31 protein-coding genes and 1 riboswitch are annotated in these 26,728 nt (G+C 69.4%); of the genes, 17 read left to right on the top strand and 14 right to left on the bottom strand.

Annotation, left to right across the window (positions count from 1 at the left end; translation table 11 throughout):
• Window positions 1–13: 13 nt before the first annotated feature.
• Window positions 14–706, bottom strand: a complete 693-nt coding sequence (gene thiE, locus HUN07_RS22205) for a thiamine phosphate synthase (protein ID WP_114721736.1) — start codon at window positions 704–706, stop codon at window positions 14–16.
• Window positions 707–732: 26 nt separating this feature from the next.
• Window positions 733–854, top strand: a riboswitch (TPP riboswitch).
• Between thiE and thiO the strand changes: the two genes are divergently transcribed.
• The 9 genes from thiO (at window position 854) to HUN07_RS22160 (ending at window position 8,126) form a co-directional block, all read left to right on the top strand.
• Window positions 854–1,930, top strand: a complete 1,077-nt coding sequence (thiO, locus tag HUN07_RS22200) for a glycine oxidase ThiO (protein WP_174912849.1) — start codon at window positions 854–856, stop codon at window positions 1,928–1,930. Its footprint overlaps the riboswitch before it by 1 nt.
• 11 nt (window positions 1,931–1,941) lie before the next feature.
• Complete coding sequence (thiS, locus tag HUN07_RS22195; RefSeq protein ID WP_114721831.1) at window positions 1,942–2,151, top strand: sulfur carrier protein ThiS; 210 nt, start codon at window positions 1,942–1,944, stop codon at window positions 2,149–2,151.
• A gap of 1 nt (window position 2,152) precedes the next feature.
• Window positions 2,153–2,902: a thiazole synthase gene (locus HUN07_RS22190; RefSeq protein ID WP_302675465.1), complete on the top strand. Its 750-nt coding sequence runs from the start codon at window positions 2,153–2,155 to the stop codon at window positions 2,900–2,902.
• A 184-nt stretch (window positions 2,903–3,086) separates the two neighbouring features.
• Window positions 3,087–3,551 (top strand): pentapeptide repeat-containing protein, encoded by a 465-nt coding sequence (locus HUN07_RS22185; RefSeq protein WP_254622633.1) that lies wholly within the window; start codon window positions 3,087–3,089, stop codon window positions 3,549–3,551.
• A gap of 110 nt (window positions 3,552–3,661) precedes the next feature.
• Window positions 3,662–4,627 carry an ABC transporter ATP-binding protein gene (locus HUN07_RS22180; RefSeq protein ID WP_174912847.1) on the top strand — a complete coding sequence of 322 codons (966 nt, stop codon included), beginning with the start codon at window positions 3,662–3,664 and terminating at the stop codon, window positions 4,625–4,627.
• Complete coding sequence (locus tag HUN07_RS22175) at window positions 4,624–5,376, top strand: ABC transporter permease (RefSeq protein WP_174912844.1); 753 nt, start codon at window positions 4,624–4,626, stop codon at window positions 5,374–5,376. Before HUN07_RS22180 ends, HUN07_RS22175 begins: the two co-directional genes overlap by 4 nt.
• Window positions 5,377–5,474: 98 nt before the next feature.
• Window positions 5,475–6,932 carry a M20/M25/M40 family metallo-hydrolase gene (locus HUN07_RS22170; RefSeq protein ID WP_174912841.1) on the top strand — a complete coding sequence of 486 codons (1,458 nt, stop codon included), beginning with the start codon at window positions 5,475–5,477 and terminating at the stop codon, window positions 6,930–6,932.
• A gap of 64 nt (window positions 6,933–6,996) precedes the next feature.
• Window positions 6,997–7,866: an adenylate/guanylate cyclase domain-containing protein gene (locus HUN07_RS22165; protein ID WP_174912839.1), complete on the top strand. Its 870-nt coding sequence runs from the start codon at window positions 6,997–6,999 to the stop codon at window positions 7,864–7,866.
• Between the two features lie 74 nt (window positions 7,867–7,940).
• Window positions 7,941–8,126: a hypothetical protein gene (locus HUN07_RS22160; RefSeq protein WP_114718949.1), complete on the top strand. Its 186-nt coding sequence runs from the start codon at window positions 7,941–7,943 to the stop codon at window positions 8,124–8,126.
• Here HUN07_RS22160 and thiD read toward each other — a convergent pair whose 3' ends face one another.
• From thiD to HUN07_RS22145, 3 genes are all read right to left on the bottom strand, one after another.
• Window positions 8,127–8,978, bottom strand: coding sequence for a bifunctional hydroxymethylpyrimidine kinase/phosphomethylpyrimidine kinase (thiD, locus tag HUN07_RS22155; protein ID WP_174912836.1), 852 nt, complete (start codon window positions 8,976–8,978; stop codon window positions 8,127–8,129).
• 381 nt (window positions 8,979–9,359) lie between these two features.
• Window positions 9,360–10,343 carry a prolyl aminopeptidase gene (gene pip / locus HUN07_RS22150; protein WP_174912833.1) on the bottom strand — a complete coding sequence of 328 codons (984 nt, stop codon included), beginning with the start codon at window positions 10,341–10,343 and terminating at the stop codon, window positions 9,360–9,362.
• 47 nt (window positions 10,344–10,390) lie between these two features.
• On the bottom strand, window positions 10,391–11,347 hold the full coding sequence (locus HUN07_RS22145; RefSeq protein WP_174912830.1) for an alpha/beta hydrolase: 957 nt from the start codon (window positions 11,345–11,347) through the stop codon (window positions 10,391–10,393).
• A gap of 190 nt (window positions 11,348–11,537) precedes the next feature.
• Here HUN07_RS22145 and HUN07_RS22140 point away from each other — a divergent pair, with 190 nt between their 5' ends.
• Both HUN07_RS22140 and HUN07_RS22135 read left to right on the top strand, forming a co-directional pair.
• Entirely contained in the window at window positions 11,538–11,897 is a 360-nt protein-coding gene (locus HUN07_RS22140) for a GNAT family N-acetyltransferase (protein WP_114718591.1), read from the top strand.
• Window positions 11,898–11,988: 91 nt separating this feature from the next.
• Window positions 11,989–12,342 (top strand): GNAT family N-acetyltransferase, encoded by a 354-nt coding sequence (locus tag HUN07_RS22135; RefSeq protein WP_114718592.1) that lies wholly within the window; start codon window positions 11,989–11,991, stop codon window positions 12,340–12,342.
• Here the strand turns inward: HUN07_RS22135 and HUN07_RS22130 are convergent, their stop codons facing one another.
• The 3 genes from HUN07_RS22130 to HUN07_RS22120 are packed head-to-tail and all read right to left on the bottom strand — an operon-like array spanning window position 12,343 to window position 14,010.
• Window positions 12,343–13,143, bottom strand: a complete 801-nt coding sequence (locus HUN07_RS22130; protein WP_174912827.1) for an exodeoxyribonuclease III — start codon at window positions 13,141–13,143, stop codon at window positions 12,343–12,345.
• Between the two features lie 14 nt (window positions 13,144–13,157).
• The gene (locus HUN07_RS22125) at window positions 13,158–13,418 is read right to left on the bottom strand and encodes a putative acetyltransferase (protein WP_174912824.1); all 261 of its coding nucleotides are present in this window, start codon (window positions 13,416–13,418) and stop codon (window positions 13,158–13,160) included.
• Window positions 13,405–14,010 carry a peptide deformylase gene (locus HUN07_RS22120; protein WP_174912821.1) on the bottom strand — a complete coding sequence of 202 codons (606 nt, stop codon included), beginning with the start codon at window positions 14,008–14,010 and terminating at the stop codon, window positions 13,405–13,407. Before HUN07_RS22120 ends, HUN07_RS22125 begins: the two co-directional genes overlap by 14 nt.
• A 223-nt stretch (window positions 14,011–14,233) precedes the next feature.
• On the opposite strand from HUN07_RS22120, the gene HUN07_RS22115 reads away from it, so the two are divergent.
• The 5 genes from HUN07_RS22115 to HUN07_RS22095 all read left to right on the top strand — a co-directional run bounded on the left by HUN07_RS22115 (window position 14,234) and on the right by HUN07_RS22095 (window position 18,565).
• Window positions 14,234–14,560 carry a DUF3263 domain-containing protein gene (locus HUN07_RS22115; protein ID WP_174912818.1) on the top strand — a complete coding sequence of 109 codons (327 nt, stop codon included), beginning with the start codon at window positions 14,234–14,236 and terminating at the stop codon, window positions 14,558–14,560.
• Window positions 14,561–14,632: 72 nt separating this feature from the next.
• Window positions 14,633–15,217: a LytR C-terminal domain-containing protein gene (locus tag HUN07_RS22110; protein WP_174912815.1), complete on the top strand. Its 585-nt coding sequence runs from the start codon at window positions 14,633–14,635 to the stop codon at window positions 15,215–15,217.
• Window positions 15,218–15,279: 62 nt separating this feature from the next.
• Window positions 15,280–15,990 (top strand): superoxide dismutase[Cu-Zn], encoded by a 711-nt coding sequence (gene sodC, locus HUN07_RS22105; RefSeq protein WP_174912812.1) that lies wholly within the window; start codon window positions 15,280–15,282, stop codon window positions 15,988–15,990.
• Between the two features lie 100 nt (window positions 15,991–16,090).
• Window positions 16,091–17,209 (top strand): glutamate--cysteine ligase, encoded by a 1,119-nt coding sequence (locus HUN07_RS22100; protein WP_114718599.1) that lies wholly within the window; start codon window positions 16,091–16,093, stop codon window positions 17,207–17,209.
• Between the two features lie 24 nt (window positions 17,210–17,233).
• Window positions 17,234–18,565, top strand: a complete 1,332-nt coding sequence (locus tag HUN07_RS22095) for a phosphatase PAP2 family protein (protein ID WP_174912810.1) — start codon at window positions 17,234–17,236, stop codon at window positions 18,563–18,565.
• A 16-nt stretch (window positions 18,566–18,581) separates the two neighbouring features.
• On the opposite strand, the gene mnhG is transcribed toward HUN07_RS22095, so the two are convergent.
• The 6 genes from mnhG to HUN07_RS22065 are packed head-to-tail and all read right to left on the bottom strand — an operon-like array spanning window position 18,582 to window position 24,741.
• Window positions 18,582–18,920: a monovalent cation/H(+) antiporter subunit G gene (gene mnhG / locus HUN07_RS22090; RefSeq protein ID WP_114718601.1), complete on the bottom strand. Its 339-nt coding sequence runs from the start codon at window positions 18,918–18,920 to the stop codon at window positions 18,582–18,584.
• Entirely contained in the window at window positions 18,917–19,177 is a 261-nt protein-coding gene (locus HUN07_RS22085; protein ID WP_114718602.1) for a monovalent cation/H+ antiporter complex subunit F, read from the bottom strand. The genes mnhG and HUN07_RS22085 overlap by 4 nt, the downstream gene beginning before the upstream one ends.
• On the bottom strand, window positions 19,174–19,746 hold the full coding sequence (locus tag HUN07_RS22080; protein WP_114718603.1) for a Na+/H+ antiporter subunit E: 573 nt from the start codon (window positions 19,744–19,746) through the stop codon (window positions 19,174–19,176). Before HUN07_RS22080 ends, HUN07_RS22085 begins: the two co-directional genes overlap by 4 nt.
• The gene (locus HUN07_RS22075; protein WP_174912807.1) at window positions 19,743–21,344 is read right to left on the bottom strand and encodes a Na+/H+ antiporter subunit D; all 1,602 of its coding nucleotides are present in this window, start codon (window positions 21,342–21,344) and stop codon (window positions 19,743–19,745) included. Before HUN07_RS22075 ends, HUN07_RS22080 begins: the two co-directional genes overlap by 4 nt.
• On the bottom strand, window positions 21,341–21,907 hold the full coding sequence (locus HUN07_RS22070; RefSeq protein ID WP_174912804.1) for a Na(+)/H(+) antiporter subunit C: 567 nt from the start codon (window positions 21,905–21,907) through the stop codon (window positions 21,341–21,343). Before HUN07_RS22070 ends, HUN07_RS22075 begins: the two co-directional genes overlap by 4 nt.
• Window positions 21,904–24,741: a Na+/H+ antiporter subunit A gene (locus HUN07_RS22065; protein WP_114718606.1), complete on the bottom strand. Its 2,838-nt coding sequence runs from the start codon at window positions 24,739–24,741 to the stop codon at window positions 21,904–21,906. The genes HUN07_RS22070 and HUN07_RS22065 overlap by 4 nt, the downstream gene beginning before the upstream one ends.
• A gap of 260 nt (window positions 24,742–25,001) precedes the next feature.
• Here HUN07_RS22065 and HUN07_RS22060 point away from each other — a divergent pair, with 260 nt between their 5' ends.
• Window positions 25,002–25,361 (top strand): NUDIX hydrolase, encoded by a 360-nt coding sequence (locus HUN07_RS22060; RefSeq protein WP_254623040.1) that lies wholly within the window; start codon window positions 25,002–25,004, stop codon window positions 25,359–25,361.
• Here the strand turns inward: HUN07_RS22060 and HUN07_RS22055 are convergent.
• Window positions 25,314–26,696, bottom strand: a complete 1,383-nt coding sequence (locus HUN07_RS22055; protein ID WP_174912798.1) for a hypothetical protein — start codon at window positions 26,694–26,696, stop codon at window positions 25,314–25,316. The two genes, HUN07_RS22060 and HUN07_RS22055, sit on opposite strands and share 48 nt — an antisense overlap.
• Window positions 26,697–26,728 lie beyond the last annotated feature (32 nt).

The raw sequence follows: 26,728 nt of genomic DNA, 5'->3' as shown, positions 1-26,728 counted from the left end.
CGCCGAGCGGTGGTCAGCCGCGCAGCGCGTCGGACAGCGCCCGCGCGGCGGCCTCCGGGTCGTCGGCGGCAGTGATGGCGCGCACGACGACGATCCGGGTGGCGCCGGCTTCGAGGATCTGCGGCAGCCGCTCCTGGTCGACGCCGCCGATGGCGAACCACGGCCGCGTCGGAGCGGCGTCGGCCGTGCTGCGGACCAGTTCGATGCCGGACGCCGTCCGGCCCGGCTTGGTGGGGGTGGCCCACACCGGCCCGGTGCAGAAGTAGTCGACGTCCTCTTCGATCGCGGCGAGGCTGGCCTGCGCGCGGTTGTTGGTGGAGCGTCCGATCACGACGTCGGGGCCGACGATCCGGCGCGCGTAGTGTACCGGCAGGTCGTTCTGGCCCAGGTGCAGGACGTCGGCGCCCGCGGCGAGCGCGAGGTCGGCGCGGTCGTTGACGGCGAGCAGCGCGCCGTGCCGGCGGGCCGCGGCACCGATCACCGCGAGCGCGGCCAGCTCCTCCTTGACCTCCATCGGCCCGAGTTCGCGTTCGCCCGCCGAGCCCTTGTCGCGGAGCTGGACGATGTCGACGCCGCCGGCGAGTGCCGCTTCGACGAAGTGGGCCAGATCGCCCTTGTCGCGGCGGGCGTCGGTGCAGAGATAGAGGCGCGCGTCTGCGAGTCGCTCGCGGGGCGTCAGGCGCTTGACGGACTGGGAGGCATGCACACCTGGAACGGTAGTCTCTAATGCGGACGAATCAACACGGGAGTCCCAGGAGCGCAGACTGTGCGCGGGGCTGAGAGGGGGCCTGCCGGCCCCGACCGTCATACCTGACCCGGATCATGCCGGCGCAGGGAGTGAGGTGGAGAAAAGTTGACCCGATCGGTTTCCGTCGTGGGTGGCGGTGTCATCGGCCTGTCGATCGCCTGGCGTGCGGCGCAGCGCGGCTGGACGGTGAAGCTGCACGACCCGGCACCGGGAAGCGGTGCGTCGTGGGTGGCCGGCGGCATGCTGGCCCCGCTGTCGGAGGGCTGGCCCGGTGAGGAGAAGGCGCTGGCGCTGGGGGCGTCGTCGCTGCAGCGGTGGCCGGAATTCGGCGCCGAACTGGAAGCCGTCGCGGGGGTGACACTGTTCACGTCCGACGACTCGCTGACCGTCGCGCTGGACGCCGCCGACGCCGCGGACCTGCACACCATCGCCGAGTGGGTGGCAACGCAGGGGCACGAGCTGAAGATCTTGAACCGCGCGCAGATCCGGGAGTTGGAGCCGTCGCTGGGCCGCGGCATCCGCCTGGCGCTGCAGGCGCCCACCGAGTTGGCCGTCGACAACCGGCTACTGGTGCAGGCGCTGCGGACGGCCGCCGTCGCGGCCGGTGTGGAGCTGATCGAGCAGTCGGTGACCGACCTGGAAACGCTCACCACCGATCAGGTGGTGCTGTCGGCGGGATCGAACTCGGCGCAGCTGTGGCCGGATCTGCCTGTGCGTCCGGTGAAGGGCGAGATCCTGCGCCTTCGGGCCCGGCCGGGCGTGACGCCGGCGCCCCGGCGCACTATCCGCGGCAGTGTGCACGGCCGGCCGTCGTACCTGGTGCCGCGCGCCGACGGCATCGTCGTCGGTGCGACGCAGTACGAGTCGGGCCACGACACCCAGGTCACCGTCGCCGGGGTGCGGGACCTCATCGCCGATGCGGAGGCACTGATGCCCGCGATCGGCGAGTACGAGCTGTACGAGGCGAAAGCCGGTCTGCGCCCGATGAGTCCGGACAACATGCCGATCATCGGCCGCGTCTCGGATCGGGTGGTGCTCGCGACCGGGCACGGGCGCAACGGAATCCTGATGACCCCGGTCACCGCGGACGCGACTGTCGCGATTCTCGACGGCAACCCCCTGGCGGAGGCGGAAAGTGCCGCCGCCGAACGATTTTCACAGCAGACGTATGAGCGGGCATGAGTGAGGTTTGGATGAGTGAGTTGATCGGTATCACCGTCAACGGTGAGGACCACGAATTCGACGGGCCGCTGACGGTGGCCGAGTTGTTGGACCGGCTGGAACTGCCGCAGCGCGGCATCGCGGTCGCGGTGGACGGTGCGGTGTTCCCGCGCGGCCGGTGGACCGAGTCGGTGGGTCGCGGCTGGGAGATCGAGATCCTCACGGCGGTGCAGGGTGGCTGAGATGGGCAAGCTGACGATCGCCGACCGCACGTTCGGCTCCCGCCTGATCATGGGCACCGGCGGCGCCGCGAACCTCGCGGTGCTCGAGGAGGCGTTGGTGGCGTCGGGCACGGAACTGACCACCGTCGCGATGCGCCGCGTCGATGCCGCGGGCGGCACCGGGGTCCTCGACCTGCTGCGCCGCCTCGACATCGCGCTACTTCCGAACACCGCCGGCTGCCGCGGCGCGGCCGAGGCCGTGCTCACCGCGCAGCTCGCGCGCGAGGCGCTCGAGACCGATTGGGTGAAGCTCGAGGTGATCGCCGACGAGCGCACACTGCTGCCCGACGCTATCGAGTTGGTCAGCGCCGCAGAGCAATTGGTGGACGATGGATTCACGGTGCTGCCGTACACCACGGACGACCCGGTGCTCGCGAAGCGCCTCGAGGACGTGGGCTGTGCCGCGGTGATGCCACTGGGCTCGCCGATCGGCACCGGTCTGGGCATCTCGAACCCGCACAACATCGAGATGATCGTCGATGCCGCGAACGTGCCGGTGATCCTGGACGCCGGCATCGGCACCGCGAGCGACGCGGTGCTCGCGATGGAGCTGGGCTGTGACGCGGTGCTGCTCGCAACGGCCGTCACGCGCGCGAAGGACCCGGCGCTGATGGCGTCGGCGATGCGCGGCGCGGTCACCGCCGGCTACGAGGCCCGGCATGCCGGCCGCATTCCGAAGCGGTTCTGGGCGCAGGCGTCGTCGCCGATGTAGGGAGACACGCGGATCACGGATTGGTCGAAATACCTGGCCGAACGCGCGCGGGCGACATAGGCTCGGCAGCGACTGCTCCGTTGGTTCCAGTGCCGGGATAGGACATGCCATGTCGACGCTGAATGCAGATCTTCTTCAACTCCTCCGTTCGGATGTCGTGGCGTGGAACGCCCGACGTGACAAAATGCCCGACGCTCCGGATCTTCACGGGATGGATCTGTCGGGTGCCGACCTCGCCGGTGCCAACCTGACGGGCGCCAACATGGCGGGTATCGACCTGTCGGGAGCGGACCTCACGTCCGCGGAACTCGGCGGCGCCAACCTGACGGGAGCCAATCTCGCCGGCGCCGTCGCGGCGGACGCCGACTTCAGCAAGGCGTATCTGACGAACGCCAACCTGTCGGGTGCGGTGCTGACGCTCTCGTTCCTCACATCGACGTACCTGGCGCACGCGATCCTCGCCGGGGCGGACCTCTCGGGCGCGTACATGACCGGGGCGCACCTCGAGGACGCCGACCTGACGGGCGCCAGATTGGCGGGCGCGTACCTCGCGCACGCGGATCTGACCGGCGCGGTGCTCGCCACGGCCGACGTGAGTGGCGCAGATCTCACCGACGTGACGATGCCGGACGGCGCCGTCCGGGCCTGATCCGGGTAGTCCCCGACTCTGTCTCAGGGTTCGTGTCATCCCTGGGTATGACACGGATGTAGACCTGCGACCGATGCGCGGAGGTCCCCTCATCGGGCATTGTGGTCCCCATGATTGAAGTGAGGGGACTGACGAAGACCTACGGGTCGACGAAAGCGGTGGACGATCTCACGTTCTCCGTGAAGCCGGGCATCGTCACCGGCTTCCTCGGCCCGAACGGTGCCGGTAAGTCGACGACCATGCGGATGATCCTGGGCCTCGACAAGCCGACGTCGGGCACCGCACTGATCGAGGGGGTGCCGTACCACCAGCTGAAGCAGCCGCTGCGCACCGTCGGCGCGCTGCTCGACGCAAAGTGGGTGCACCCCAACCGGTCGGCCAAGGCACACCTGCAGTGGATGGCGGCGGCCAACTCGCTGCCCGCGTCGCGCGTCGACGAGGTGCTGCGCCTGGTGGGCCTGAGCGAGGTCGCGAACAAGAAGGCCGGCGGATTCTCGCTCGGCATGTCGCAGCGGCTCGGCCTGGCCGGCGCGCTGCTGGGCGACCCGAAGGTGCTGCTGTTCGACGAGCCGGTCAACGGTCTCGACCCCGAGGGCATCGTGTGGATCCGCAAGTTCATGCAGAGCCTCGCGGCGGAGGGGCGCACCGTTCTGGTGTCGAGCCATCTGCTGTCCGAGATGTCGCTCACCGCAGAGCATCTGGTGGTGATCGGCCGCGGACGGCTGATCGCGGACACCAGCGTCCGGGACTTCGTCGACCGCTCGTCGGATGCGTCGGTTCGGGTGCGCAGCCCGCAGCTCGACGCGCTGCGCAGTCTGCTCACCGCGCAGGGGTTCGCGGTCCGCGAGGACGCCGGTCTCGATCACCAGCCGGCACTGCTGGTGTCGGGCGTCGCGACCGACGACATCGGTGTGCTCGCCGGCTCCAACGGAATCGTCCTGCACGAGCTGTCGTCTCAGCAGGGCTCGCTCGAGGACGCGTTCATGAAGCTCACCGGTGACGACGTGCAGTACCACGCTCAGGTCGCCGGACAGCCCGCCGGCGCTGCGCAGAACATGGGAGGTGCGCTCCGATGAGCGTGTTGAATGCAGAACGCATCAAGCTGACGACCACGAAGTCGCCGATGTGGTGCAGCCTCATCGCTGTCGCCGCCAGCATCGGTTTCGCTGCGTTGGTCGGTGTCGGGTACAAGTCGTCCACCGACTCGGGCGACAACCCGTTCGGCGAGTTCACCGCCTCCGCCACCCAGGTCGGAGCCGTCCAGTTCGGTTCGATGCTGGTGATGATCATGGCGGCCCTCGCCGTCACCACCGAGTACCGCTTCGGCGTCATCCGCACCACGTTCCAGGCGATCCCGAACCGGACGCAGGTGATCGCCGGCAAGGCGCTCCTGCTGGCGGGGTTCGCGGCGGTGCTGGGCCTGGTCATCGCGCTGGCGTCCTTCTATCTAGGGCAGGCCACCTCCGGCGTGAGCTTGTCGATCAGTGAGGGCGACAATGCTCGCGAACTGTTCGGGGTGCCGATCTACTTCGCGCTGGTCTCGGTGCTCGCGGTGGGCGTTGGAACGCTGATCCGCCAGTCGGCGGGCGCGATCTCGCTGCTACTGCTGTGGCCGCTGGTGATCGAGAGTATGGCGACGCTGATTCCCAAGGTGGGCAAGTACATCAGCGAGTTCGGCCCGTTCAACAACATGAACCACTTCCTCGGAAACGGTGGCAGCGTTGACTTCCACTGGGGTCCGTGGGGTTCGCTGCTCTACTTCGCGGCATTCGTCGCGATCGTGTTCGGCGCGGCCCTGTTCCTGGTGAACAAGCGCGACGCCTGACCGTTCCCGCCTACGACGAGGGTCCCGCACCGATACCGGTGCGGGACCTTCGTCGCGTTCGGCGGCACGGGGCGGCCGCGGCGGTTACGCTTCGCCGCATGCGAATGAGGGCGGCGTTCGTGACGGGCCTGGCCGGTGTGCTGATGCTGTCGGGGTGCAGCGATCCCGACGACCTGAGCTCTCCGATCGACGGCCCCGGGCTGGCGGCAGCGATCGACACCGACGCGGTGATCGGCGACCTCGAACAGCTCGAGCTGATCGCCACCGAGAGCGGCGGCAACCGCGCGGCCGGCACACCCGGCTACGGCGCGAGCGTCGACTACGTGGTGGGGCAGCTCGAGCAGGCCGGATTCGATGTGGAGACACCGGAATTCGACGTCGACATCTTTCAGGTGACCACGCAGACACTGCAGGTGTCGGGCCGGGACGTGCCGGTGAAGGCGCTGACGTACTCGCCGGCCACCCCGCCCGGGGGACTGCAGGCCCGGCTGGTGCCGGTGCCGTCGGACGACACCCCGGGCTGTGAGGCCACCGACTACGACGGTCTCGATGTCACGGGCGCGGTGGCGCTGGTGGATCGCGGGTCGTGCCCGTTCGCGCAGAAGCAGCAGGTGGCGGCCGATCGGGGTGCGGCGGCGATCCTGGTGGTCAACAACGAGGACGGCCCGCTGACCGGTGGCACGTTGGGCGACAAGGACGCCGCGCGGATCCCCGCCGGTGGCATCGGCAAGGCCGACGGGGCGGCACTGCGTCAGGGCGGCGACGCGACGCTGACGATCGACGCCACCGTCGAATCCTCCAAGTCCCGCAACGTGATTGCGCAGACGAAGACCGGCGCCGACGACAACGTCGTCATGGTGGGGGCGCACCTGGACAGCGTCCGGGAGGGGCCGGGTGTCAACGACAACGGTTCGGGCGTCGCGGCGCTGCTCGAGACGGCGCGGCAGCTCGGCGCGACGCCGAACGTCGACAACGCGGTGCGGTTCGCGTTCTGGGGCGGTGAGGAGATCGGACTGCTCGGCTCGGAGGCGTACGTGAACGGTCTCGACGCCGCCGCACGCGGCGACATCGCGATGTACTTGAACTTCGACATGGTCGGCTCGCACAATGCCGGCTACCTCGCGTACGACGGCGACAACTCCGACAAGGCGGGCGAGGGCCCGGGGCCGGAGGGGTCGCCGGGCATCGAGCGCACGTTCGACGCGATCCTGCTGCAACTGGGCATCTCGCCGGACGGCACCGACTTCGACGGCCGCTCCGACTACGGGCCGTTCATCGCTGTCGGAATCCCGGCGGGCGGGTTGTTCACCGGCGCCGACGAGAACAAGACCACAGCTCAGGCCGAGAAGTGGGGCGGTGAGGCCGACACTATGTTCGACCCGAACTACCACACGTCACAGGACACGCTCGCGAACGTCGATCGTCGGGCGCTGGCCCTCAACGCCGAGGCCGTGGGGTACGGCGTCGGGCACTACGCACAGTCGATCGACGGTCCGAACGGGGTGCCGGCGGCCGGTGACGCGCGGACGGCGGCCCGTGCCGATGCCGGGAAGTAGGCGCCGAAAGCGGCGTCACGCGGCAGTTCTGCGAGATGACCGGCCCGCGATTATTCTTGCCGGGGTGAGTGACGACCCTCAGGGAGACGGCGCCACACCGGAACCGGTCGAGACCGATTCCGGCGCCGTGAGTGGGCATGCCAAGGTGACGGGCTCGGTCGCGAAATGGGTCCGTGACGCCGACCGGCAGCCCCAGCTGGTCGATGCCGTCCGGCGGATCCGGCAGGCGCTTCCCGGGGATCCCGCGTTCGGTGATCCGCTGTCGACGGCCGGTCCGGGCGGGGCCCGGGCGGCGGCCCGCATGATCGACACCGGGCCGGGTGCGTCCCGCGAGGTGAGCATGGCGGCACTCCAGGTGCTGCAGGCGATGCTCGAGAAGGCATGGGGCGGTCCGGCGAACGGCGAGGTCACGATCGTCTTCACGGATCTGGTGGGGTTCTCGAGCTGGTCGCTGGGCGCCGGTGACGGCGCCACCCTGGGTCTGCTGCGGGAAGTGGCGGCCACGGTGGAGCCGCCGATGATCGAACGCGGCGGCCAGGTGGTCAAGCGGCTCGGCGACGGGCTGATGGTGGTGTTCGACCATCCGGACAAGGCGATGGAGGCGGTGTTCGCGGCCCGCGCGGCGCTCGCGACGCTGGACCACCACGGTTACCGCCCGCGCATGCGCGTCGGCCTGCACACCGGGCTGCCGCAGCCCATCGGCGCGGACTGGTTCGGCGTGGACGTCAATGTCGCAGCCCGGATGATGGAGCTCGGCGGCAACGGGAACGTCGTGATGTCCGGCAACACCTACGACGCGATCGGGGAGGAGCGGCTCGCCGAGCTGGGCCTGGTGGCCAAGCGGTACCGCCGCGGTCTGCTGGCGGCGCCGCAGCGTGGGGTGCCGGAGGACCTGCGGGTGTTCGTGCTGCGACCGGCGCCCGCACCGCGGTGACGCCGCAGCCGGACGATTCCGACGAGTTCGGGAAACGGTTGCCGCCCCCGTCACCCGGCGCGCACACTGAGGACGTGGCCGAGTCCGAGCATCCACAGCGAACACCCTTCTACGGGGTGCTGATGATCATCGCGGCGTTAGCGGCGGCGATCGCGGTGAGCTACTACGGGCCCACGTGGTTCCGGATTACCGTCTACATCCTCGCGGTGCCGGTGGTGGCGGTCGGTTTCGTCATGACTTTGCGCGACTATTCGCGCTGATCAGGCGTTTTTCGGATCCAGTCGCCACAGCGGCGAGACCGGCCCGTGCCCGGCGCCGAGGTCGTACGACGCCTCGAGGCACTTGGTGACCCACTCCTTGCCGAATGCGACCGCGTCGGGCATCGCGTAGCCGTTGGCGAGCGCGCACGCGACGGCCGCGGCGAGGGTGTCGCCGCCGCCGTGGTCGTTGCCGGTATCGATCCGCGGGCTGGTGAACTCGTGGAAGGTGTCGCCGTCGAACAGCAGGTCGGTGCTCGACGTCGACGAGCGCAGGTGCCCGCCCTTGACCATCGACCACTGCGCGCCGAGTGCGTGCAGGGCCTCGGCGGCGCGGCGGGCGCTGGCGTCGTCGACCACCTCGATGCCGGTGATGAGGCGCACCTCGTCGAGATTCGGTGTCACGAGCGACGCGATGGGGATGAGGGTGTTGCGGACGGCGTCGAGCGCCTCGGCGTGCAGCAGCGGATCGCCGTGCATGGACGCGCACACCGGGTCCACCACCAGCGGGATGGAGCCGTCGCGGCCGATTCCGACCTCGGTGCACACCTGCGCGACGGCCTCGATGATCGCGGTGGACGCGAGCATGCCGGTCTTGGCGGCGGAGACGCCGATGTCCAGGGCGACGCAGCGCACCTGTGCGGCCACCGTCTCGGGCGGGATCTCGTGAAATCCGCTGACGCCCACCGAGTTCTGCACCGTGACCGCGGCGACCGCGACGCACGCGTGTACCCCGCACATCGCCATGGTGCGCGAATCGGCCTGGATGCCCGCGCCGCCGCCGGAGTCGGTGCCGGCGATGGTGAGGGCGCGGATCGGGGTCTGGCCGGTCGGCGTCAGGGGCAGGTAGTTCACGGCCTCGAGCCTACCCATGTGACCGGGTGCGACGGACGGTGGTGTGAGGGGCGCGGTGAAGCTCGAGTGCTGGGACGTCCACGACGTGACTCGTCCCGGTGCCGGAGGGATGCCGGCACCGGGACGAGGTCAGCGGTGGATCAGATGATGCGGGTGGATCAGGGTTCGACCAGCTCCCAGTCGGCCACGTTGTAGACGGCGCTCGTGGTGGACAGGGAGTTGCCCGTACCAGCGGAGGGCAGACCCGCCCGCAGGTTGACGGCCCAGTTCAGCGAGCCGAGCGATCCGCAACCGGTGGCGCCGGGAACGGCGAAGTCGGTGATGGTTTCGGCGGGGATTTGGGGTCGCTCGGGTCAGGCTCAAAAATGAACTGCAGTACAACTATTGGAGCGGATCGGCATACGTGTGTGCCCGGGCGAATCGGTCCGTGCCGGCCACGGCCAGGTCTGTCATGCCCGGATCGCCGGAGAAGTGGCCGGCCTCGTCCACGAGATGCAACTCGGCATCGGGCCACGCTGCGGCCAGCGCGCGGACGCTGTCCGCGGGGCAGCTGATATCGCGCATGCCGTGCACCAGGACGCCGGGGATGCCGTGGAGTCGGTGCGCGTCGCGCAGGATCTGCCCGTCGGGGAGGAAAGCCGCATTGCTCCAGTAGTGGGTGACCAGGCGCGCGAAGCACATTCGGAACGTCGGGTCGTCGTAGCGCGGATCGGCGCGGTGCTCGGGACGCACCCGCACATGGGCATCCTCCCACGCGCACCAGTCCCGTGCCGCCTGCTCGCGCACGGCCGGATCGGAGCTCTCGAGCAGCCGGCTGTAGGCGGCGGCGAGGTCGCCGTCACGCCACTCGGCGGGCACGCCGTCGCGATAGCGCGCCCACTGCTCCGGAAAGTGCACGCCTACACCGCGGGTGACCCATTCGACCTCCGTGTGCGAGGTGGTGGCGACGGCACCGAGGACGATCCCACGGACATGTCCGGGGTGACTCTGGGCGTACGTCAATCCCAGCGTCGAACCCCACGACCAGCCGAACACCAGCCAGCGGTCGATGCCGAGGTGGGTCCGCAACCGCTCGATATCGGCGATCAGATGCTGGGTCGTGTTGCCGTGCAGACTCGTTGCGGGGTCGCTCGCGTGCGGAAGACTGCGGCCGCAACCTCGCTGGTCGAACAACACGATCCGGTAGGCCGACGGATCGAAGAAGCGCCGCCACCCCGGTGCACATCCCGAACCGGGGCCGCCGTGCAGGACCACCGCCGGAATGCCGTCCGGATTGCCGCAGCACTCCCAGTAGATCCGGTTGCCGTCACCGACCTCGAGCATGCCGTGCACGTACGGTTCGATCCGTGGATACAGGGCCGTCATGCCTCTGAAGGTACAGGGCCACTGCGTGTTCGGGACTCCGCGTTCTTTCAGGCGCCGTAGAGGGCACGCTCGAGAGCCGTGGTCGCGAGTAGCAGTGCGGTCCGCGCGGCGTGGGTGTCGGCGAGGGCGTTGAGCATCATGAAGTCGTGGATCATCCCCTGGAACCGCACCGCGGTCACCGGGACGCCCGCGGCGCGTAGCTTGTTCGCGTACGCCTCGCCCTCGTCGCGCAGCACGTCGGCCTCGCCGTTGATCACCAGAGCCGGGGGCAGCCCCGCCAACTGCTCGGTGGTGGCCCGCAGCGGCGAGCACGTGATCTCGGCCCGATGCGCCGGGTCGGTGGTGTACTGATCCCAGAACCAGCGCATCGCCTCCACGGTGAGGAAGTAGCCGTGCGCGAACTGGCGGTACGAGTCGGTGTCGAACTCGGCGTTGGTGACCGGATAGAACAGCACCTGGTGGCGGAACTGCGGGCCGCCGCGCTGCTTGGCCAGCAGCGTCAGCGCGATCGTCATGTTCCCACCCACGCTGTCGCCGGCCACCGCGATCCGCGTCGGATCCAGGTCGGCGTCCGTGCCGTGGTCCGCGATCCAGATCGAGGTGGCGTAGAGCTCCTCGATCGCCGTCGGATACTTCGCCTCCGGCGAGCGGGTGAAGCTCGGAAACACCACGGCTGCATTGGATCCCACGGCCAGCTCGCGGATCAGCCGGTCGTAGATGTCGGCATCGCCGAACACCCACCCGGCCCCGTGGTTGTACTGGATCACCGGCAGCGGGCCGGCCGCGGCGCGCGGGCGCACGATCCGGATCGGGATCTGCCCGGACGGACCGCCGTCCACCACCCGGTCCTCGATCTCCACGGACGGCTTGGCGATGTCGCCGGACTGCACCTCGTCGAACTGGGCCCGGCCCTCCTCGACCGGGAGCTCGTACAGGAACGGGGGTTCGGCGGTGGCGTCGGCGAACTCCTGCGCGGCGGGTTCGAGGACCGGTTCGAGCGGCATCGGAACATCCCTTCCGGCGTGCAACGCGGTGTCCCTCGATTGTCTGCCCGGGCGCACCGGCGGCCAACGGCATTTGCCGGGAATCCGATCGCAAAACTTTCGGTCAAACGCCTGACAGGTGGGCCGGCCCAGCTGTACTAATAGTGGCGTGGATCACATTATTGCTCCGAAAGCGTCCCGAGGAGGTGTCGTGTTCGCGGATTCGCCCCGTGCCGACGTGACCGACAATGCCGACCAGAACCGTTTCGAGCTGTGGCTCAACGGGGATCTGGTGGGAATCGTCGGCTACTACGACACCTCGCCGGTCGCCAAGAAACGCGCCGGCGGACGCCGCGCCGTCTCCCCGGTCGTGTCGTTCATGCACACCGTCGTCGTGGAGGACTTCGGTCACCGCGGCCTCGCCGCCGTCATGGTCCGGCGCGCGCTCGACCAGGCGCGGAACTACGGCTGGCAGGTCCGGCCGGTGTGCACGTACGTGCAGAGGTTCGTCGAGGCCAACCCCGAGTATCGGGACCTCATGGTTCCGCTCGACTCGATCTCCCTCAACTGATCGACCTCCGGCCACGGCGCGGTCAAGGAACTGCATCGAACCGCCACACCCGTCCCGAAACGGACCCGGTGCCGGCGGTTCGGCCGGTTTCATGGGGAACGTGAACACCGAATCCCCACGAACTGCGGGTGCCGTCGCCGACGCCGTCCGCATCGTCGACAGCCCGCCGCACGAGCGCTACGAGCTGTGGGTGCGCGACGACCTCGTCGGCATCCTCGGCTATCACCGCGACAGTGCCGGGCCGTCCGGTGACGTGCTCACCCTGCTGCACACCGTCGTCCGAGAGGATCGAAGCGGTCGCGGCTGGGCGGCGGTACTGGTGCGGGCCGTGCTCGACCGGGCCCGCAGTGAGGGCACCCGGATCCGCCCGGTGTGCACCTACGTCACGCGGTTCCTCGGCACCCACACCGAGTACCTGGACCTGCTCGACGAGCGGCCAGCCTGATCAGTCCAGGTCGACCACGACCGGCGCGTGATCGCTCGCGCCTTTGCCCTTGCGCTCGTCCCGATCGATGTGCGCGCCGGTGACCCGCGCCGCGAACGCCGCCGAACCCAGCACGTAGTCGATGCGCATGCCCTGACGCTTCGGGAACCGCAACTGCGTGTAATCCCAGTACGTGTAGACGCCCGGACCGGGCGCGTGCGGGCGCACCACATCCGCGAACCCGGCCTCGGCGAACGCGTCGAACGCGTCCCGCTCCGGCTGCGACGTGTGCGTCTTGCCCTCGAAGAACGCCGGGTCCCACACGTCCTCGTCGGTGGGCGCGACATTCCAGTCGCCGACCAGGGCGATCTGCGCGTCCGGGTTGCCGGCCAGCCAGCCTTCCGCGTCCGCGCGCAGCTTCGCCAGCCACTCCAGCTTGTAGACGTAGTGCGGATCCGTCAGCTCACGGCCGTTGGGCACGTACAGGCTCCACACCCGCACCCCGCCCACCGTCGCACCGATCGCGCGCGCCTCCTGCGCGGCCTCCGCCTCCGGATCCTTGTTGAACCCGGGCTGGTCCGCGAACCCGATCTGCACGTCCTCGAGCCCGATGCGCGACGCGATCGCCACGCCGTTCCACTGGCTCAACCCGACGTGCGCCACCTCGTAGCCGGCCTCGGTGAACCGCTCGTACGGGAACTGCTCGTCCTTGCACTTGGTTTCCTGCATCGCCAACACGTCGGTGTCGGTGCGGGCCAGCCAGTCCACGATCCGGTCGGTTCGGGCACGGACCGAGTTCACATTCCACGTCGCGAGTCGCACACCCGTGAGGGTAGTCAGCTGCCCCGACAGTCGTCGGACCCGGTCCCGGACCGGCGCACCGGCTTGGGGCCGAGGGCCTTCAGGCGCACCACATCGCCCCGATCCACCTCGACGACCCGGTCGTCGGCGGTGCGGACCACCACCGTCGGCTCGAGCTGCTCGAGGGTGCCGATCACGTCGGTGAGCGGGTGGGTGCCACCGGGTGGCAGGCGATACCGCACCACCACCCGGCCTCCGAGCGTCGGCTGACCCCGAGGTGGGTCAGTCCTCGTCATCGTCCTCGTCGTGACCGAACGGGTCGTCCACCGTGCCCGGCGTCCAGCTCAGGTCCGGCACACCCCAGCCCGCGCGCTTGATCGTCTTCTTCGCGGCCCGGGCGTTGCGGCCGATCAGCACGTCCACGTACAGGAAGCCGTCCAGGTGTCCCGTCTCGTGCTGCAGCATGCGCGCGAAGAAACCGTGGCCCTCGATCTCGATGGCGTTGCCCTCGGCGTCCGTGCCGGTGACCTTCGCCCAGTCGGCACGGCCCGTCGGGAACTGCTCGCCGGGCACCGACAGACAGCCCTCGACGTCGTCGTCCTCGTCCGGCATGGTCTCCGGAATCTCCGACGTCTCGAGCACCGGGTTGATCACCTCGCCGCGGCGGCGGATCGCCTTGCCGGTCGTGTCGACGTCGGGGCAGTCGTAGACGAACAGGCGCAGCGGCACACCCACCTGGTTCGCGGCCAGGCCGACGCCGTTGGCGGCGTCCATCGTGTCGTACATGTCGCCGATGAGTTCGGCGAGTTCGGCCGGCGACTGGGTCACCGGCTTGGTCGGCTCGTGCAGTACCGGGTCGCCGACGATCCGGATCGGAAGAATTGCCATGGTCACCAAGGATAATGGGCGTGCGAATCGCGGCGCGCCCCGGCGGAACCCGGCCGCCGCCGCCGCGATCGTGGTTCAATGACCAGGAAGAACATCGGTGTAATTCGTGATCGGGGGGTCGTTCGGCCGAGCGCCCGAACACGACGTTCGGCCTGATCCGATCGGGCCCACCAGGGGGCACGAGGTTCGCCGAGGCCGGGCGAGACAGCAGTCGAGGAGTGAGATGGACGGCGCAGCAGCCCGGAACCAGTCTGAACGCAGCGACGGCGCGTCGAGCAACGACGTCGGCGAGGACGGCCTCACCCGACGCGAGCACGACATTCTCTCCTTCGAGCGGCAGTGGTGGAAGTACGCCGGTGCCAAGGAAGAGGCCATCAAGGAGCTCTTCTCCATGTCGGCCACTCGCTACTACCAGGTGCTCAACGCGCTCGTCGATCGTCCCGAGGCTCTCGCGGCCGACCCGATGCTGGTCAAGCGCCTGCGTCGCCTGCGGGCCAGCCGACAGAAGGCCCGCGCCGCCCGCCGCCTGGGCTTCGACATCTCCACGTAAGCCGCCATTCAACCCCCGGTCGTCGTCACCTCGTTACGAGAACAGTCCGACGTGCCGATTAAGGTCGGAACAGTGACCACCCCGAACCCAGAGTCGTCAGGCCCCCCGCTGCGAGCCCTCGCGATGGTGCTGATCGCCCTCGCGATCCTCTTCGCCGGGCTGGGCGCCGCCTCCCTGGGTGGCTCGGACTCCGACGAGGCCGCACCCGAGACCGTGGCCACCACGACCTCTGCGCCCGCCGCGGCCCCCGCCGCCGTGCGTACCACCACTGCCGCGCCCGCCACCACCTCGGCGGCCGAGGCCACGACGACGACGGCCACCAGTTCCGCGCCGTCCGGGTCCGCCACCACCTCCGCGTCGGCCACGTCCGCCCGCGTCGACAAGTCGATTCCGGTGCGGGTGTTCAACAACAGCACCGTCTCCGGTCTCGCCGGCCAGACCGCGAGCGAACTCACGTCGAGCGGCTGGAACGTCTCCGAGACCGGCAACTACAGCTACGGCCTGATCCAGAACACCACCGTCTACTACGGCGACACCGCCGCCGAGAAGCAGGCCGCACAGGCCATCGCGGCGGAACTGGGCGTCACCGCGGAACCGCGTTTCGCCGGCATCTCCAGCGCCTCGCCCGGCGTGATCGTGATCGTCACCTCCAACTAGCCCGCGAAAACCCGCTGGTTATGATCATCGGCAGATTTCAACCATCTCGAAGGAGCGGTTCGATGGCCTCGCATTCCACCCGTCGCAAGTCCTGGCGCGTCGTGACCCCGTTGGTCGCGATCGCCGCTCTGGGGCTGACCGCGTGCTCCAACAACGAGGAGCCCACCGACGTCCCCGGCACCACCCCGCCGGTGTGGACCGGTTCCGCTGCCCCCAGCGGCTCGCACGCCGAGAGCGGCTCCGAGAACACCTCCGGCCCCGCCGTGTCCGACACCGTCTCGGTGCAGCTCAAGGACGCGAAGGGCACCTCGGTCGGCACCGCCACCCTCGCGGAGACCGCCGGCTACGTCGAGATCACCGTCGACGCGCAGGGCCTCGAGCCAGGCTTCCACGGCCTGCACGTGCACTCGGTCGGCAAGTGCGAGCCCAACTCCGTCGCCCCCACCGGCGGCGAGCCCGGCAACTTCCTATCCGCCGGCGGCCACTTCCAGGTCGAGGGCCACACCGGGCACCCGGCCAGCGGCGATCTCACCTCCCTCGAGGTCCGCGAGGACGGCAAGGGCTACCTCGTCACCACCACCAACGCCTTCACCCTCGCGGACCTGAAGAACGGCGGCAAGGGCACCGCGCTGATGATCCACGCGGGCGCCGACAACTTCGCCAACATCCCCACCCGCTACACGCTGCCGGACAACGCTCCGGTGCCGGACCAGGCCACCCTGGCGACCGGCGACGCCGGCGGCCGCGTCGCCTGCGGCGTCATCGGCGGCTGATCACGTCCGACCGACGCGAGAACTGACAACGGCGGGGCCATCACGGCCCCCGCCGTTTCGCGTCCTGCGGGCGCTCGGACGCTGTGGTTGGATCGGTGATGTGGGAGTCCCTTTCGCCGGTTCGCCGCGTCCGACCCTCGGGGTGGAATGGGAAATCGCGCTGGTCGACCGGACCACTCGCGATCTGTCCAACACCGCCGCAGCCGTCCTCGACGGCGTCGGTGAACTCGCCGAGAAACCTCGGGTCACCAAGGAGTTGCTGCGCAACACCGTCGAGTTCGTGACCGGCATCTGCGACAACGTCGGCGAGGCCATGGACGACCTGTCCGAGACCATGTCGCTGGTGCGCCGGGCAGCTGATCCGCTCGGGGTCGACCTGATGTGCGCAGGCACCCATCCGTTCGCACAGTGGTCCACGCAGCTGCTCACCCGCACCCCCCACTACGACGAGCTGATCGAACGCACGCAGTGGTGGGGCCGGCAGATGCTCATCTGGGGTGTGCACGTGCACGTCGGGATCTCGACGAAGGAGAAGGTTTTCCCCATTCTCAACGCGCTGCTGCTGAAATATCCTCACCTGCTTGCTCTTTCGTCGTCGTCGCCGATGTGGACCGGCGTCGACACCGGCTACGCCAGCAACCGCGCGCTGATGTTCCAGCAGCTGCCCACCGCCGGCCTGCCGTTCCAGTTCGACGACTGGACGCAGTTCGAGGGCTACGTCCACGACCAGCTCACCACCGGCGTCATCGAGAACCTCGGCGGCCTGCACTGGGACATCCGGCCCGCGCCGCGCTGGGGCACCATCGAGGTCCGCGTGTGCGACGGCGTCTCCTCCCGCACCGAACTGAGCGCCCTCGTCGCGCTCATCCACTGTCTCATCGTCGACCTCGACACCCGTCTCGAGGCGGGGGAGACGCTGCCGTCCATGCCGCCGTGGCACGTGCAGGAGAACAAGTGGCGCGCAGCCCGATACGGCCTCGACGCCGAAGTGATCCTCGGCGCCGACAACCGTGAACGGCTCGTCACCGACGACCTCGACGACCTGCTCGAGCAACTCACCCCCACCGCGGTGAGGCTCGGCTGCGCCGACGAACTGGCCCGCGTCGCCGACATCCCGCGCCGCGGGGCGTCGTACCAGCGGCAGCGCAAGGTGGCCGCCGCGACCGGTGGCGACCTGCGCGCCGTGGTCCGCTCGCTCGTCGAGGAACTGGACACGTAAGCGCGAATTCACCCGCCGTTTACTATGAACGGCGTGTTAGTGGACGGTGGCGCGCGGACGGAGCCGAGACGGCTCGACGGACGAACCCGAAGTCTCCTGCTCGGCGGCGTCGTTGCGGCAGGTCTCGCCATTCTGATCGCGCTGCAGATCTTCGCGTCGTCACGCGGCTTCGAGGGGCCGCTGACGAGCCTCTTCAACGATTTTGCGGGCACCCCCAAGTCGGCGTCCGTGCCGTGGGCCGGGCTCGCCCTCGCGATGGTGGGGCTGACCAACCGGCAGCGGGTGCTGGCGCTGTCGAGCGCCGTGGCTCTCGACGTCGTGATCGCCGCGATCCGCTACCTCGCCGGCGGGCCCCTCACCGTCGGCAACGGCGCGGTGATCGTGCTGACCGCGATCGGCGTGTACGCCGGTGCGAAGTGGCAGGGCGAACAGCGCCGCAGCGCCCTCATGGGCGTCGGCCTCGGCGCACTGCTGATCGTCGCCACCAAGTTCGGCGACGTGTGGCTGCACATCACCATCCTCGCCGGACCTCAGGTCCTCGACCAGTACGTCCAGCTCGCCGACCACGCCCTCGGCAACCCGTCCTGGGTGATGGGTGAGGTGGTCGACGCCCTCGGCTCCGTCGGCTACGGCGTCCTGCACTGGGTGTACATCGAACTGCCCGTCGCCGCGATCGTCGTCGCGCTGTACCAGCTGCGCAAGGGCTGGCCGTCACACCACCTGGTCCGGACGTTCCTGCTGATCGGACTCGTCGGGCCGGTCTTCTACATCCTGTTCCCCGTCGTCGGACCGATCTTCGCGTTCGGCGCCGACGGCAACGGCTTCCAGGTCGGCGATTTCTGGCCGTCCGTCGTCCCGTTCGACCTGACGCCGTCGGCGATGCCGTTCGACGACGCCACCCCGCGCAACTGCATGCCCAGCCTGCACACCGCGTGGGCGCTCGCCATCTTCCTGCACTCCCGGCAGGGCCCGTGGTGGCTGCGCTGGGGCGGCATGTTCTGGCTGCTGTGCACCCTCACCGCGACCCTCGGCTTCGGCTACCACTACGGCGTCGACCTCATCGCCGGCGCCGTCCTGACCCTCACCCTCGAATCCGCGCTGCGCGCCCCCGAACGCGGCTGGGGCTGGTTCCGGCTGCGGCTCGTCGCGTCCGGCGCCGTCCTGATCGCCGCCCTGCTGCTCAGCTACCGATTCCTGGCCGTGGAGATCGCGGAGTACCCGGCCGTCTCGGCGCCGCTGCTCCTCGGCGTCCCCGCGCTCTTCGCCTACGGCTACTGGCGCACGTTCTACCGGGACCCCTCCTCCCCGCGTTCTGCGCACTTGTCGCTGTCGGAGGACGGCCCGCCCGCGCGATAAGTGCGCAAAACGCGAGCTAGCGGAAGGTCCCCGGATCCTCGTCGCGGTTGATCAGCAGCCCGTCGCGCCCGCGCTGTTCGCGGTAGGCGACGCGGCCGACGCTGTGCGCGATCACCGGGGCCGTCAGCAGCGTGAACAGGCCGATGAGCACGAGCATCCAGATGTCGACGTTGCCGTGCAGCCGGATCACCGCGCCGACGAGCACCAGCACCAGGCCGACGACCTGCGGTTTGGTGGCCGCGTGCATGCGGGAGAGGGTGTCGGGGAATCGGACGATGCCGATCGCGGCGGTGAGCGCCAGGAACGATCCGGTGAGGATGCAGATCGCCGCGAGGACGTCGAGGAAGGTGTTCACGAGTCGTCACTCACCCGGAATCGGGCCACACTCACCGAGCCGACGAAGCCGACCAGGGCGAGCGCGACGATGGCGGGCACGATCGTGGTGTCGCCGCTGTAGGCCGCCCACACCGACAGTCCGCAGATCGCGGTGGCGATGAGGGTGTCCATCGCGACCAGGCGGTCGAGGCTGCCGGGCCCGGCGAGCAGCCGGTAGGTGGTGAGCAACGCCGCCACCACCAGCATCACTCCGGCGATGATCATCACGGCTGTCATGCTCGATCCTCCCTGCCCTCTTCGTGGTACTCGTAGTCCCGCAGGTGCCACGGAGCCGGCTGCCATTCCGAATCACGCTCGAACGACGCGATGAACAACCGCTCGAGCTCCCGCACCGATCGGTAGAACTGGTCGACGGCCTTGGTGGTGCCGACGTCGAGGACGTGCACGTACACCGCGCGCCGGGCCTGGTCCACCTCGAGCACCATCGTGCCGGGGATCAGGTTGAGCACGTCGACGCACAGTGTCAGCACCAGGTCGGACTTGATGCCGAGCTTGCAGCGCAGCACGCCGGTCACCGGCGGCGGCCCCGGCCGGATCGCCAGCCATGCCACCTGCGCGCTCGACTGCGCCGCGTAGAAGATGATCATCCAGACCAGCTTGATCATCGACAGCAGATGCACCCGGCCCTCGACGGGCACCCGGGGAAGCGGCAGCAGCCACATGATCAGCAGCCCCACCACGAGCCCGCCGAGCACGTTCGCGATGCTGAACGTGCCCCACAGCAGGATCCACACCACCGTCAGCCACGCGAGGACGCCGACGCGGAGTACGCGTTCGCGGGTCATCGGTCACCTCCCTCGCCCAGTACGGCGGTGATGTAGACATCCCGATTCTGCAGGTCCTGCGCCGCGCGGTCACTGATCCCGATCATCGGGCCGGCGAAGAGCGTCAGCGCCAGACCGACGCAGACCAGTCCGATCGTCGGCACCAGCATGAACACCGGCATCCGGCCCACGTCCTCGCGGTCGACGAACGCGATGTCCTCCTCGGACTCGTCGATCAGTGCCGACGGGCTCACGTCGGCGAGCTCGCCCTCGGGGGCGTCGGCGCGGGCCCGCCAGAACGCCTTGGTCCACACGCGGCCCACGACGTACAGCGTCAGGAGGCTGGTGACCGTGCCACCGGCGACCAGCAGCCACGACAGCACACTCGGGTGCGCGACACCGGCCTGCAGCAGCGCGATCTTGCCGATGAACCCGGAGAACGGCGGGATGCCGCCGAGGTTCAGCGCCGGCACCAGGAACACGATCGCGAGCACCGGGCTGGCGGCGGCGAGACCGCCGAGGCGGCGCAGCGACGACGACCCGGCCTGTCGTTCGATCAGACCCACCACCAGGAACAGCGTGGTCTGCACGATGATGTGGTGCGCCACGTAGTACACCGCCCCGGACAGACCCGACTGGGTGGACAGCGCGACACCGAAGATCATGTAGCCGATGTGGCTGACCAGGGTGAACGAGAGCAGACGTTTGATGTCGCTCTGCGCGATGGCGCCGAGGATGCCGACGATCATCGTCAACAGGCCGCACACCATCAGGACGTTGTCGAGCTCGCCCTGCGGGAACAGCAGCGTGTGCGCGCGGATGATCGCGTACACACCGACCTTGGTGAGCAGGCCCGCGAACACCGCGGTGACCGGGGCCGGGGCGGTGGGGTAGGAGTCGGGCAGCCACGTCGACAGCGGAAACACCGCCGCCTTGATGCCGAACGCCACCAGCAGCACACCGAAGATCGCCATCCGGGTGCCGGCGGGGATGTCGTCGAACCGCAACGCCATCTGCGCGAGGTTGAGGGTGCCCGTCGCGGCGTACGCGAACGCGATACCGCACAGGAAGATCAGCGACGACACCATCGACACCATGACGTACGAGACGCCCGCCCGGACGCGGTCGGCGCTGGCACCGAGCGTCAGCAGCACGAAGCTCGCGGCCAGCAGCACCTCGAAGCCGACGTACAGATTGAACAGGTCGCCCGCGAGGAACGCGTTGCACACACCGGCCGTCAGCGCCAGGTACGTGGGCAGGAAGATCGACACCGGCTGGTGTTCGTGCCCGTCCCGGATGCCCTGACCGATCGAATAGATCATGACGGCGAGCAGCACGATCGACGACACCAGCAGCATCAGCGCCGACAACCGGTCCACGACCAGCGTGATACCGATCGGGGTGTCCCAGCCGCCCACCTGGATCGCGGTGGTGCCGTGCCGGTCGGCGAGATACAGCAGCATCGCCGAGACGCCGGTGACCGCGGTGAGCGCGGCCAGGGTGACCCAGCGCTGCGCGGTGGGCCGGCGGCCGAGGATGAGCGTGACCGCCGCGGCGATCATCGGGATGAGGACCGGCAGTGGGGCGAGGGTGCCGATGAGTGCGGGGGAGAGCGTCATCGCCGACCTCCCGGCGTCTCGGCGTCCACGGTCTCGGCGTCGCCGTCCCCTTCGAGGAGGTCCTCGAACGACTCGTAGTCCTCGGGATCCTCGAGCTGGTCGACGGGGATCGGGTTGCCTTCCGAGTCGAAGGCGTCGCCGCTCTTGCTGGGCGCGCCGGTGACCGGGTCGTCGGAGCGGTCGCGGTCCGGCGCCTCGGCCGGGGTGCGCCGCTTGGAGACCTTGGTGTCCTCGGGGTCGTCCTCGACCCGGTCCGCGGTATTGATCTTGAACGATCGGTAGGCGAGGGCCAGCACGAACGCGGCGATGCCCATCGTGATGACGATCGCGGTCAGGATCATCGCCTGCGCCAGCGGGTCGGCCATCTCCTCGTGCACCGACTCGCGACCCACGATCGGCGGGTTGCCGGAGCGTCCGCCGACCGTGAGGATCAGCAGGTTGACGGCGTTGCCGACCAGCAGCAGACCCAGCAGCATCCGCATGATGCTGCGCTCGATCAGCAGGTACACACCGGCGGCGGTCAGCACGCCGATGACGATCAGGGTGGCGAGGTCGGCGCTCATCGGGCGTTCACCTCGACCTGTGCGTCGAGTCGGGCTCCGAGGCTGCGGAGCACGTCGAGCACGAGACCCACCACGATCAGGTACACCCCCAGGTCGAAGAACAGTGCGGTGACGATTTTGATGTGGCCGAGCAGCGGCAGCGTCACCTCGAACACTGCCGACGACAGCGGCGGCGCGCCCAGGAACAGCGACGTCAGCGCGGTACCGGCGGCGAGCGCGAGGCCCAGGCCGAGGATCTTGCCGGCGTCGATGGGCACGGTCTCACCGAGTTCGTAGCGGCCGCCGGCGAGATAACGCAGCACCAGCGCCAGGCCCGCGGTCAGACCGCCCGCGAACCCGCCGCCGGGGGCGTTGTGGCCGGAGAAGAAGAAGTACACCGACAGCACCATGATCGTCGGGAAGATCAGGCGCGTGGTCACCTCGAGCACCAGCGAACGGTGTCGCGGATCGATGAGGTCGCCGCCGCGCAGCCACGTCGTCTCCGTGCTCGCCGACGCGGCGTCGAGCACGATGGACGGGGCGTCGGCGACCCGCGGTGCGGTACCGAACCGGCGGTGCCGGAACACCAGGCTCGCGACGCCGGTGGCCGCGACCAGCAGCACCGAGATCTCGCCCAGGGTGTCCCACGCGCGGATGTCGACGAGCAGCACGTTGACCACGTTGCGGCCGTTGCCGAGCAGGTACGCGGCGTCGGGCAGTTGGTGGTAGATCGGCACCGAGTTCCGGGCGTTCATCGCGTACGCGGCGATGGTGGTGACCGCGGCGCCGACGCCCACCGCGAGGATCGCGCGCGGCAGCTTGAAGCCGATGGCCTGCCGCTCGTCCACCTCGGCGGGCAGCTTGCGCAGCACCAGCACGAAGATCACCAGGGTGAGGGTCTCGACGAGGAACTGGGTGAGCGCGAGGTCGGGGGCGCCGTGCAGCGCGAAGATGACGCCGCAGCCGTAGCCGCTGAGCCCGACGAGGATCACCGCGGCCAGGCGGTTGCGCAGCACGGTGGCGGCCAGCGCGGCCGCCATCATCATCAGGCCGACGGTGAGCTGCAGCGGCGATTCCCACAGCCGGATGTCCGCCCACACATCGGTGCGCAGGGCCAGCAGGATCACCGGCAGCAGCACCAGCGTCGCGAGGATCGTCGACTGCGTCAGCGGCAGCGAACCGCGCTGGGTGAAACCGGTCAGACGCATCGACAGCGTGTCCATGCCACGCAGGGTGGCGTCGTACACGCGGTCGGCGTTGCCGAGCGGCGGATGCTGGAACCGCAGCCGCGCGACGGCCCAGCGGTGCGCCACGAACAGCAGGGCACCGACCACGATCACGACACACGTCAGCAGCAGCGGCAGGTTGAAGCCGTGCCACAGCGCGAGGTGGTAGTCGGCGTGCGGGCCGGCGGGCAGCGTCGTCGAGTACGGCGTGAGCAGCTTCTCGAGCTGCGGCGACAGCGGACCGGCGGCCAGACCCGCGACCGCGAGCAGCGCGGGCGGCGCCAGGAACAGGGCGCCCGGGGCGTGCATGTTCGCGACCGCGGCGCTGGGCTTGCGCAGCCGCTTGCGACCGAACGCGCCCCACACGAATCGGATGCTGTACGCGACGGTGAGGATCGAGCCGAGCACCATCGCGACCACGATCGTGGTGCTTGCCCACGGCTCGAGCACGCTCGCGTCGAGGATCGATTCGAGGGCGGCTTCCTTGCCGACGAAGCCGAGGAACGGTGGCAGGCCGGCCATCGACGCCGCCGCCAGCGCCGCGATCGTCGCCAGCCACGGCGCGCTGGGGCCGAGCCGGGCGAGCTTGCGGATGTCGCGGGTGCCGGTGGTGTGGTCGATGATGCCGACCACCATGAACAGTGCGGCCTTGAACATCGCGTGCGCGACGACCATCGTCATGCCGGCCAGCGCGGCGTCGCGGGAGCCGACGCCGACGAGCACCATGAGGAAGCCGAGCTGGCTGACGGTGCCGAACGCGAGCACGAGTTTGAGGTCGAACGAGCGGAGCGCGCGCCAGCCGGCGAGCAGCATCGACGCCAGCCCGAGCGTGATGATCGTGACCCGCCACGGCGGCGAGTCCGCGTAGCCGGGGGCCAGGCGGGCCACCAGGTAGATGCCGGCCTTGACCATCGCGGCCGCGTGCAAGTACCCGCTGACCGGGGTGGGTGCGGCCATCGCACCGGGCAGCCAGAAGTGCAGCGGCACGATCGCCGACTTCGACAGCGCGCCGATCAGCACCAGCACGATCGCGACGCTCGCAAGCCAGCCGCTCGCCGGGTTCGCGACCACGTCGGACAGGTTGTAGCTGCCCACCTGCTGGCCGAGCATGATGATGCCGACCAGCATCGCCAGTCCGCCCGCCGTGGTCACCAGCAGCGCCTGGGTCGCCGCGCGGCGACTGGTGGCGCGCTCGGCGTAGTGGCCGACGAGCAGGAACGACAGGACCGTCGTCAGTTCCCAGAACGTGTAGAGGATCAGCATGTTGTCGCTGGTCACGAGGCCGAACATGGCGCCGGCGAAGGCGACCATCTCCGCGGCGAAGATGCCGAGGCGGGGTTCGTCGTCCTTGAAGTACCGCGCGCAGTAGACCAGGATCAGTGCGCCGACACCCAGGACCAGCACCGACATGATGGCGGCCAGCGAATCGAACCGCATGTCGATGTCCATGGACAGGCCGGGCGCCCACTGGATGTGCAGGGACTGCTCGGTGCCCCAGTTCGCGATGACCCAGCCGAGGCTCGCGAGCGGTACCAGCGCGAGCGGGAAGAACGCGTTGCGTCCTATTGATCGCACGACGAGCGGAGCCAGAACGGCGGCTATCGCGTGGGCGATCAATACGACTAGCAAATGGCACTCCGTCGGGTTGTCGGGCGGCGGGGTGACGAATCGGTAGAACCGAGAGTCGGGTAGACCGTTCGCTTAGCTAGCGAAGGGGACTACGGGGTCTATCTTACTAAGTGTCCAAATCGAAGTTTCAATCGGTACAAAGCGGACAAACCGTGGTAGATGGGTGGTCGAACCTCGACGGGGGTACGTTGCGACAGGTGTCCGACGAGAACCCCACCGTGATCCGAACCGCCGCCCTCGCGCATATCCGGGACCGCCGCATGCTGCAGGCCCGATCCGCCGGCAAGACCGCCTTCTACATGGCCGGCGGCAAGATCGACCCGGGTGAGACCCCGGAACAGGCCCTGCACCGGGAGGTCCGTGAGGAACTCGACGCGGGGATCGTGGACGGGACGCTCATTCGGTTGGGTGTGTTCGAGGCGGAGGCCTTCGGGCACCAGCCCGGTACCCGCCTGCACATGACGTGCTTCCTCGCCGACCTCACCGACGAGCCGCAGGCCACCAGCGAGGTCGCCGAGATCCGCTGGTTCACCGAGGCCGAGTACGCCGCGATGCCCGAGACCGCGCCCGGTTCACGGCTCGTCTTCGCGCGGCTCCGGGAACTGGATCTGGTCGACTAGTCGCGCCCGGAGTCCCCGAATCGCGAGCGCGCAGAACACCACGACCAGCAGCAGCGCGACGCCGGCGAGGCGGTCGAAAGTGACGTTCGACGGCCACGGATCGCTGTCGACGAAAATCTCGATTGCCTCCGACGTGGACAACCCGTTGGGCATGTTGAACGGGACGTCCGGCAGCGGCTCGTAGCTTCCGCTGTAGACCACGAACGAGGTCGTGACGCCCACCAGCGTCGTGAACACCAGCGACAGTAGCGGCACGACCAGGCCCAGCGCGGCGACGGCTCCGCCGTCGGGCAGGGTCGAGCCGAGGGCGAGTCCGATCCCGACACCGAGGACCGCGAGTTCGACGAGGAACCACGCTCGGCTGTCGGTCGCCGTCGGGTCGACGGCGGTCCACAGCGGGATCACCGCGAGCAGGCATAGGCCGATCAGCGGCGACGGTCGGCGCAGCGCGATCGCGACGCCCGCGGCCACCGCCGTGACTCCGACGGCTACTGGCAGCCAGGGCTGCAGCCGGAGATGATCGTCGGCGAGGAGCGTCGTGACCATCGGTGCGGTCGCCGCGACGGCGGTGGCGGCGAGCAGGAACGGCGAGTCGAGGCGCCGCGCCCAGAACTCGGTGAGCGCGACGACCAGCACGAGGCACAGCCCGACGACGATCCACAGCCGGAACCGTGACCCGCTCTGGCCGTCGATCCACGCGCTGAGGAGGCGGTGCCCGACGGCGAGCGTCGACACCGCCGCGATCGCCTCGCGCACAGTCCCGGCGTCGGCGCGTGCGGGTGTGTCGGTGTCGACCGCCGCACACACGGCCGCGAGGACGATCGCGGGAACCAGCACCCACCAGAACGGCTCGCCGAGCATCGACGTGCTCGGTGTCCAGTCGGAGTGCGCGGTGTGGGCGACGACGAACGTCGCGGCGACGGCGATCGTGAGGGCAAGCCGGGGGAGGGCCCGCGACCACGCCGCGGCCACGACGGCACCCAGCAGGACGCCGCCGGCCACGCACTTGGTGTAGTACAGCACCGTCAGCTGGTCGAGATCGCTCACGCCCGACACCGCCAGGCGCGCCGCGATCAGGACGGCCGTCGCCACGACCGCCGTGATCCACGGGGGTCGAGCCGAACCGGCGCGCTGGAGCGCCCCGTACGCGAGTACGGCGACGACGCAGCCGACGGCGACACCGGTCGGCAGGGCGGCGTTCCAGTCGTCCAACTGGCGCTCGGACGCACTGAACAGCGGTCCCCACTGGGGGCGGCTGATGAGGACGAACGTCCCCAGCACTCCCGCGAACGCGGTGGCGACGGCCGTCAGCGACAAGCGGGCGTTCGTGGTCATCGGCCCGACGTTACCTGCAGCTCAGCGGTTCT

Source organism: Rhodococcus sp. W8901 (assembly GCF_013348805.1).
In the GTDB taxonomy this organism is placed as follows: domain Bacteria; phylum Actinomycetota; class Actinomycetes; order Mycobacteriales; family Mycobacteriaceae; genus Prescottella.
Note: the sequence above shows the minus strand (reverse complement) of the source record. Positions and strands in the feature narration are given on the sequence as shown.

What these genes read in the sequence shown, in the direction of transcription:
- thiS (WP_114721831.1), top strand. Translation starts at nt 1,942, where the DNA reads ATGAGTGAGTTGATCGGTATCACCGTCAACGGTGAGGACCACGAATTC.
- HUN07_RS22190 (WP_302675465.1), top strand. Translation starts at nt 2,153, where the DNA reads ATGGGCAAGCTGACGATCGCCGACCGCACGTTCGGCTCCCGCCTGATC.
- HUN07_RS22185 (WP_254622633.1), top strand. Translation starts at nt 3,087, where the DNA reads ATGCCCGACGCTCCGGATCTTCACGGGATGGATCTGTCGGGTGCCGAC.
- HUN07_RS22180 (WP_174912847.1), top strand. Translation starts at nt 3,662, where the DNA reads ATGATTGAAGTGAGGGGACTGACGAAGACCTACGGGTCGACGAAAGCG.
- HUN07_RS22175 (WP_174912844.1), top strand. Translation starts at nt 4,624, where the DNA reads ATGAGCGTGTTGAATGCAGAACGCATCAAGCTGACGACCACGAAGTCG.
- HUN07_RS22170 (WP_174912841.1), top strand. Translation starts at nt 5,475, where the DNA reads ATGCGAATGAGGGCGGCGTTCGTGACGGGCCTGGCCGGTGTGCTGATG.
- pip (WP_174912833.1), bottom strand. Translation starts at nt 10,343, where the DNA reads ATGACGGCCCTGTATCCACGGATCGAACCGTACGTGCACGGCATGCTC.
- HUN07_RS22145 (WP_174912830.1), bottom strand. Translation starts at nt 11,347, where the DNA reads ATGCCGCTCGAACCGGTCCTCGAACCCGCCGCGCAGGAGTTCGCCGAC.
- HUN07_RS22135 (WP_114718592.1), top strand. Translation starts at nt 11,989, where the DNA reads ATGGGGAACGTGAACACCGAATCCCCACGAACTGCGGGTGCCGTCGCC.
- HUN07_RS22125 (WP_174912824.1), bottom strand. Translation starts at nt 13,418, where the DNA reads ATGACGAGGACTGACCCACCTCGGGGTCAGCCGACGCTCGGAGGCCGG.
- HUN07_RS22120 (WP_174912821.1), bottom strand. Translation starts at nt 14,010, where the DNA reads ATGGCAATTCTTCCGATCCGGATCGTCGGCGACCCGGTACTGCACGAG.
- HUN07_RS22115 (WP_174912818.1), top strand. Translation starts at nt 14,234, where the DNA reads ATGGACGGCGCAGCAGCCCGGAACCAGTCTGAACGCAGCGACGGCGCG.
- sodC (WP_174912812.1), top strand. Translation starts at nt 15,280, where the DNA reads ATGGCCTCGCATTCCACCCGTCGCAAGTCCTGGCGCGTCGTGACCCCG.
- HUN07_RS22095 (WP_174912810.1), top strand. Translation starts at nt 17,234, where the DNA reads ATGAACGGCGTGTTAGTGGACGGTGGCGCGCGGACGGAGCCGAGACGG.
- HUN07_RS22085 (WP_114718602.1), bottom strand. Translation starts at nt 19,177, where the DNA reads ATGACAGCCGTGATGATCATCGCCGGAGTGATGCTGGTGGTGGCGGCG.
- HUN07_RS22080 (WP_114718603.1), bottom strand. Translation starts at nt 19,746, where the DNA reads ATGACCCGCGAACGCGTACTCCGCGTCGGCGTCCTCGCGTGGCTGACG.
- HUN07_RS22075 (WP_174912807.1), bottom strand. Translation starts at nt 21,344, where the DNA reads ATGACGCTCTCCCCCGCACTCATCGGCACCCTCGCCCCACTGCCGGTC.
- HUN07_RS22070 (WP_174912804.1), bottom strand. Translation starts at nt 21,907, where the DNA reads ATGAGCGCCGACCTCGCCACCCTGATCGTCATCGGCGTGCTGACCGCC.
- HUN07_RS22060 (WP_254623040.1), top strand. Translation starts at nt 25,002, where the DNA reads ATGCTGCAGGCCCGATCCGCCGGCAAGACCGCCTTCTACATGGCCGGC.
- HUN07_RS22055 (WP_174912798.1), bottom strand. Translation starts at nt 26,696, where the DNA reads ATGACCACGAACGCCCGCTTGTCGCTGACGGCCGTCGCCACCGCGTTC.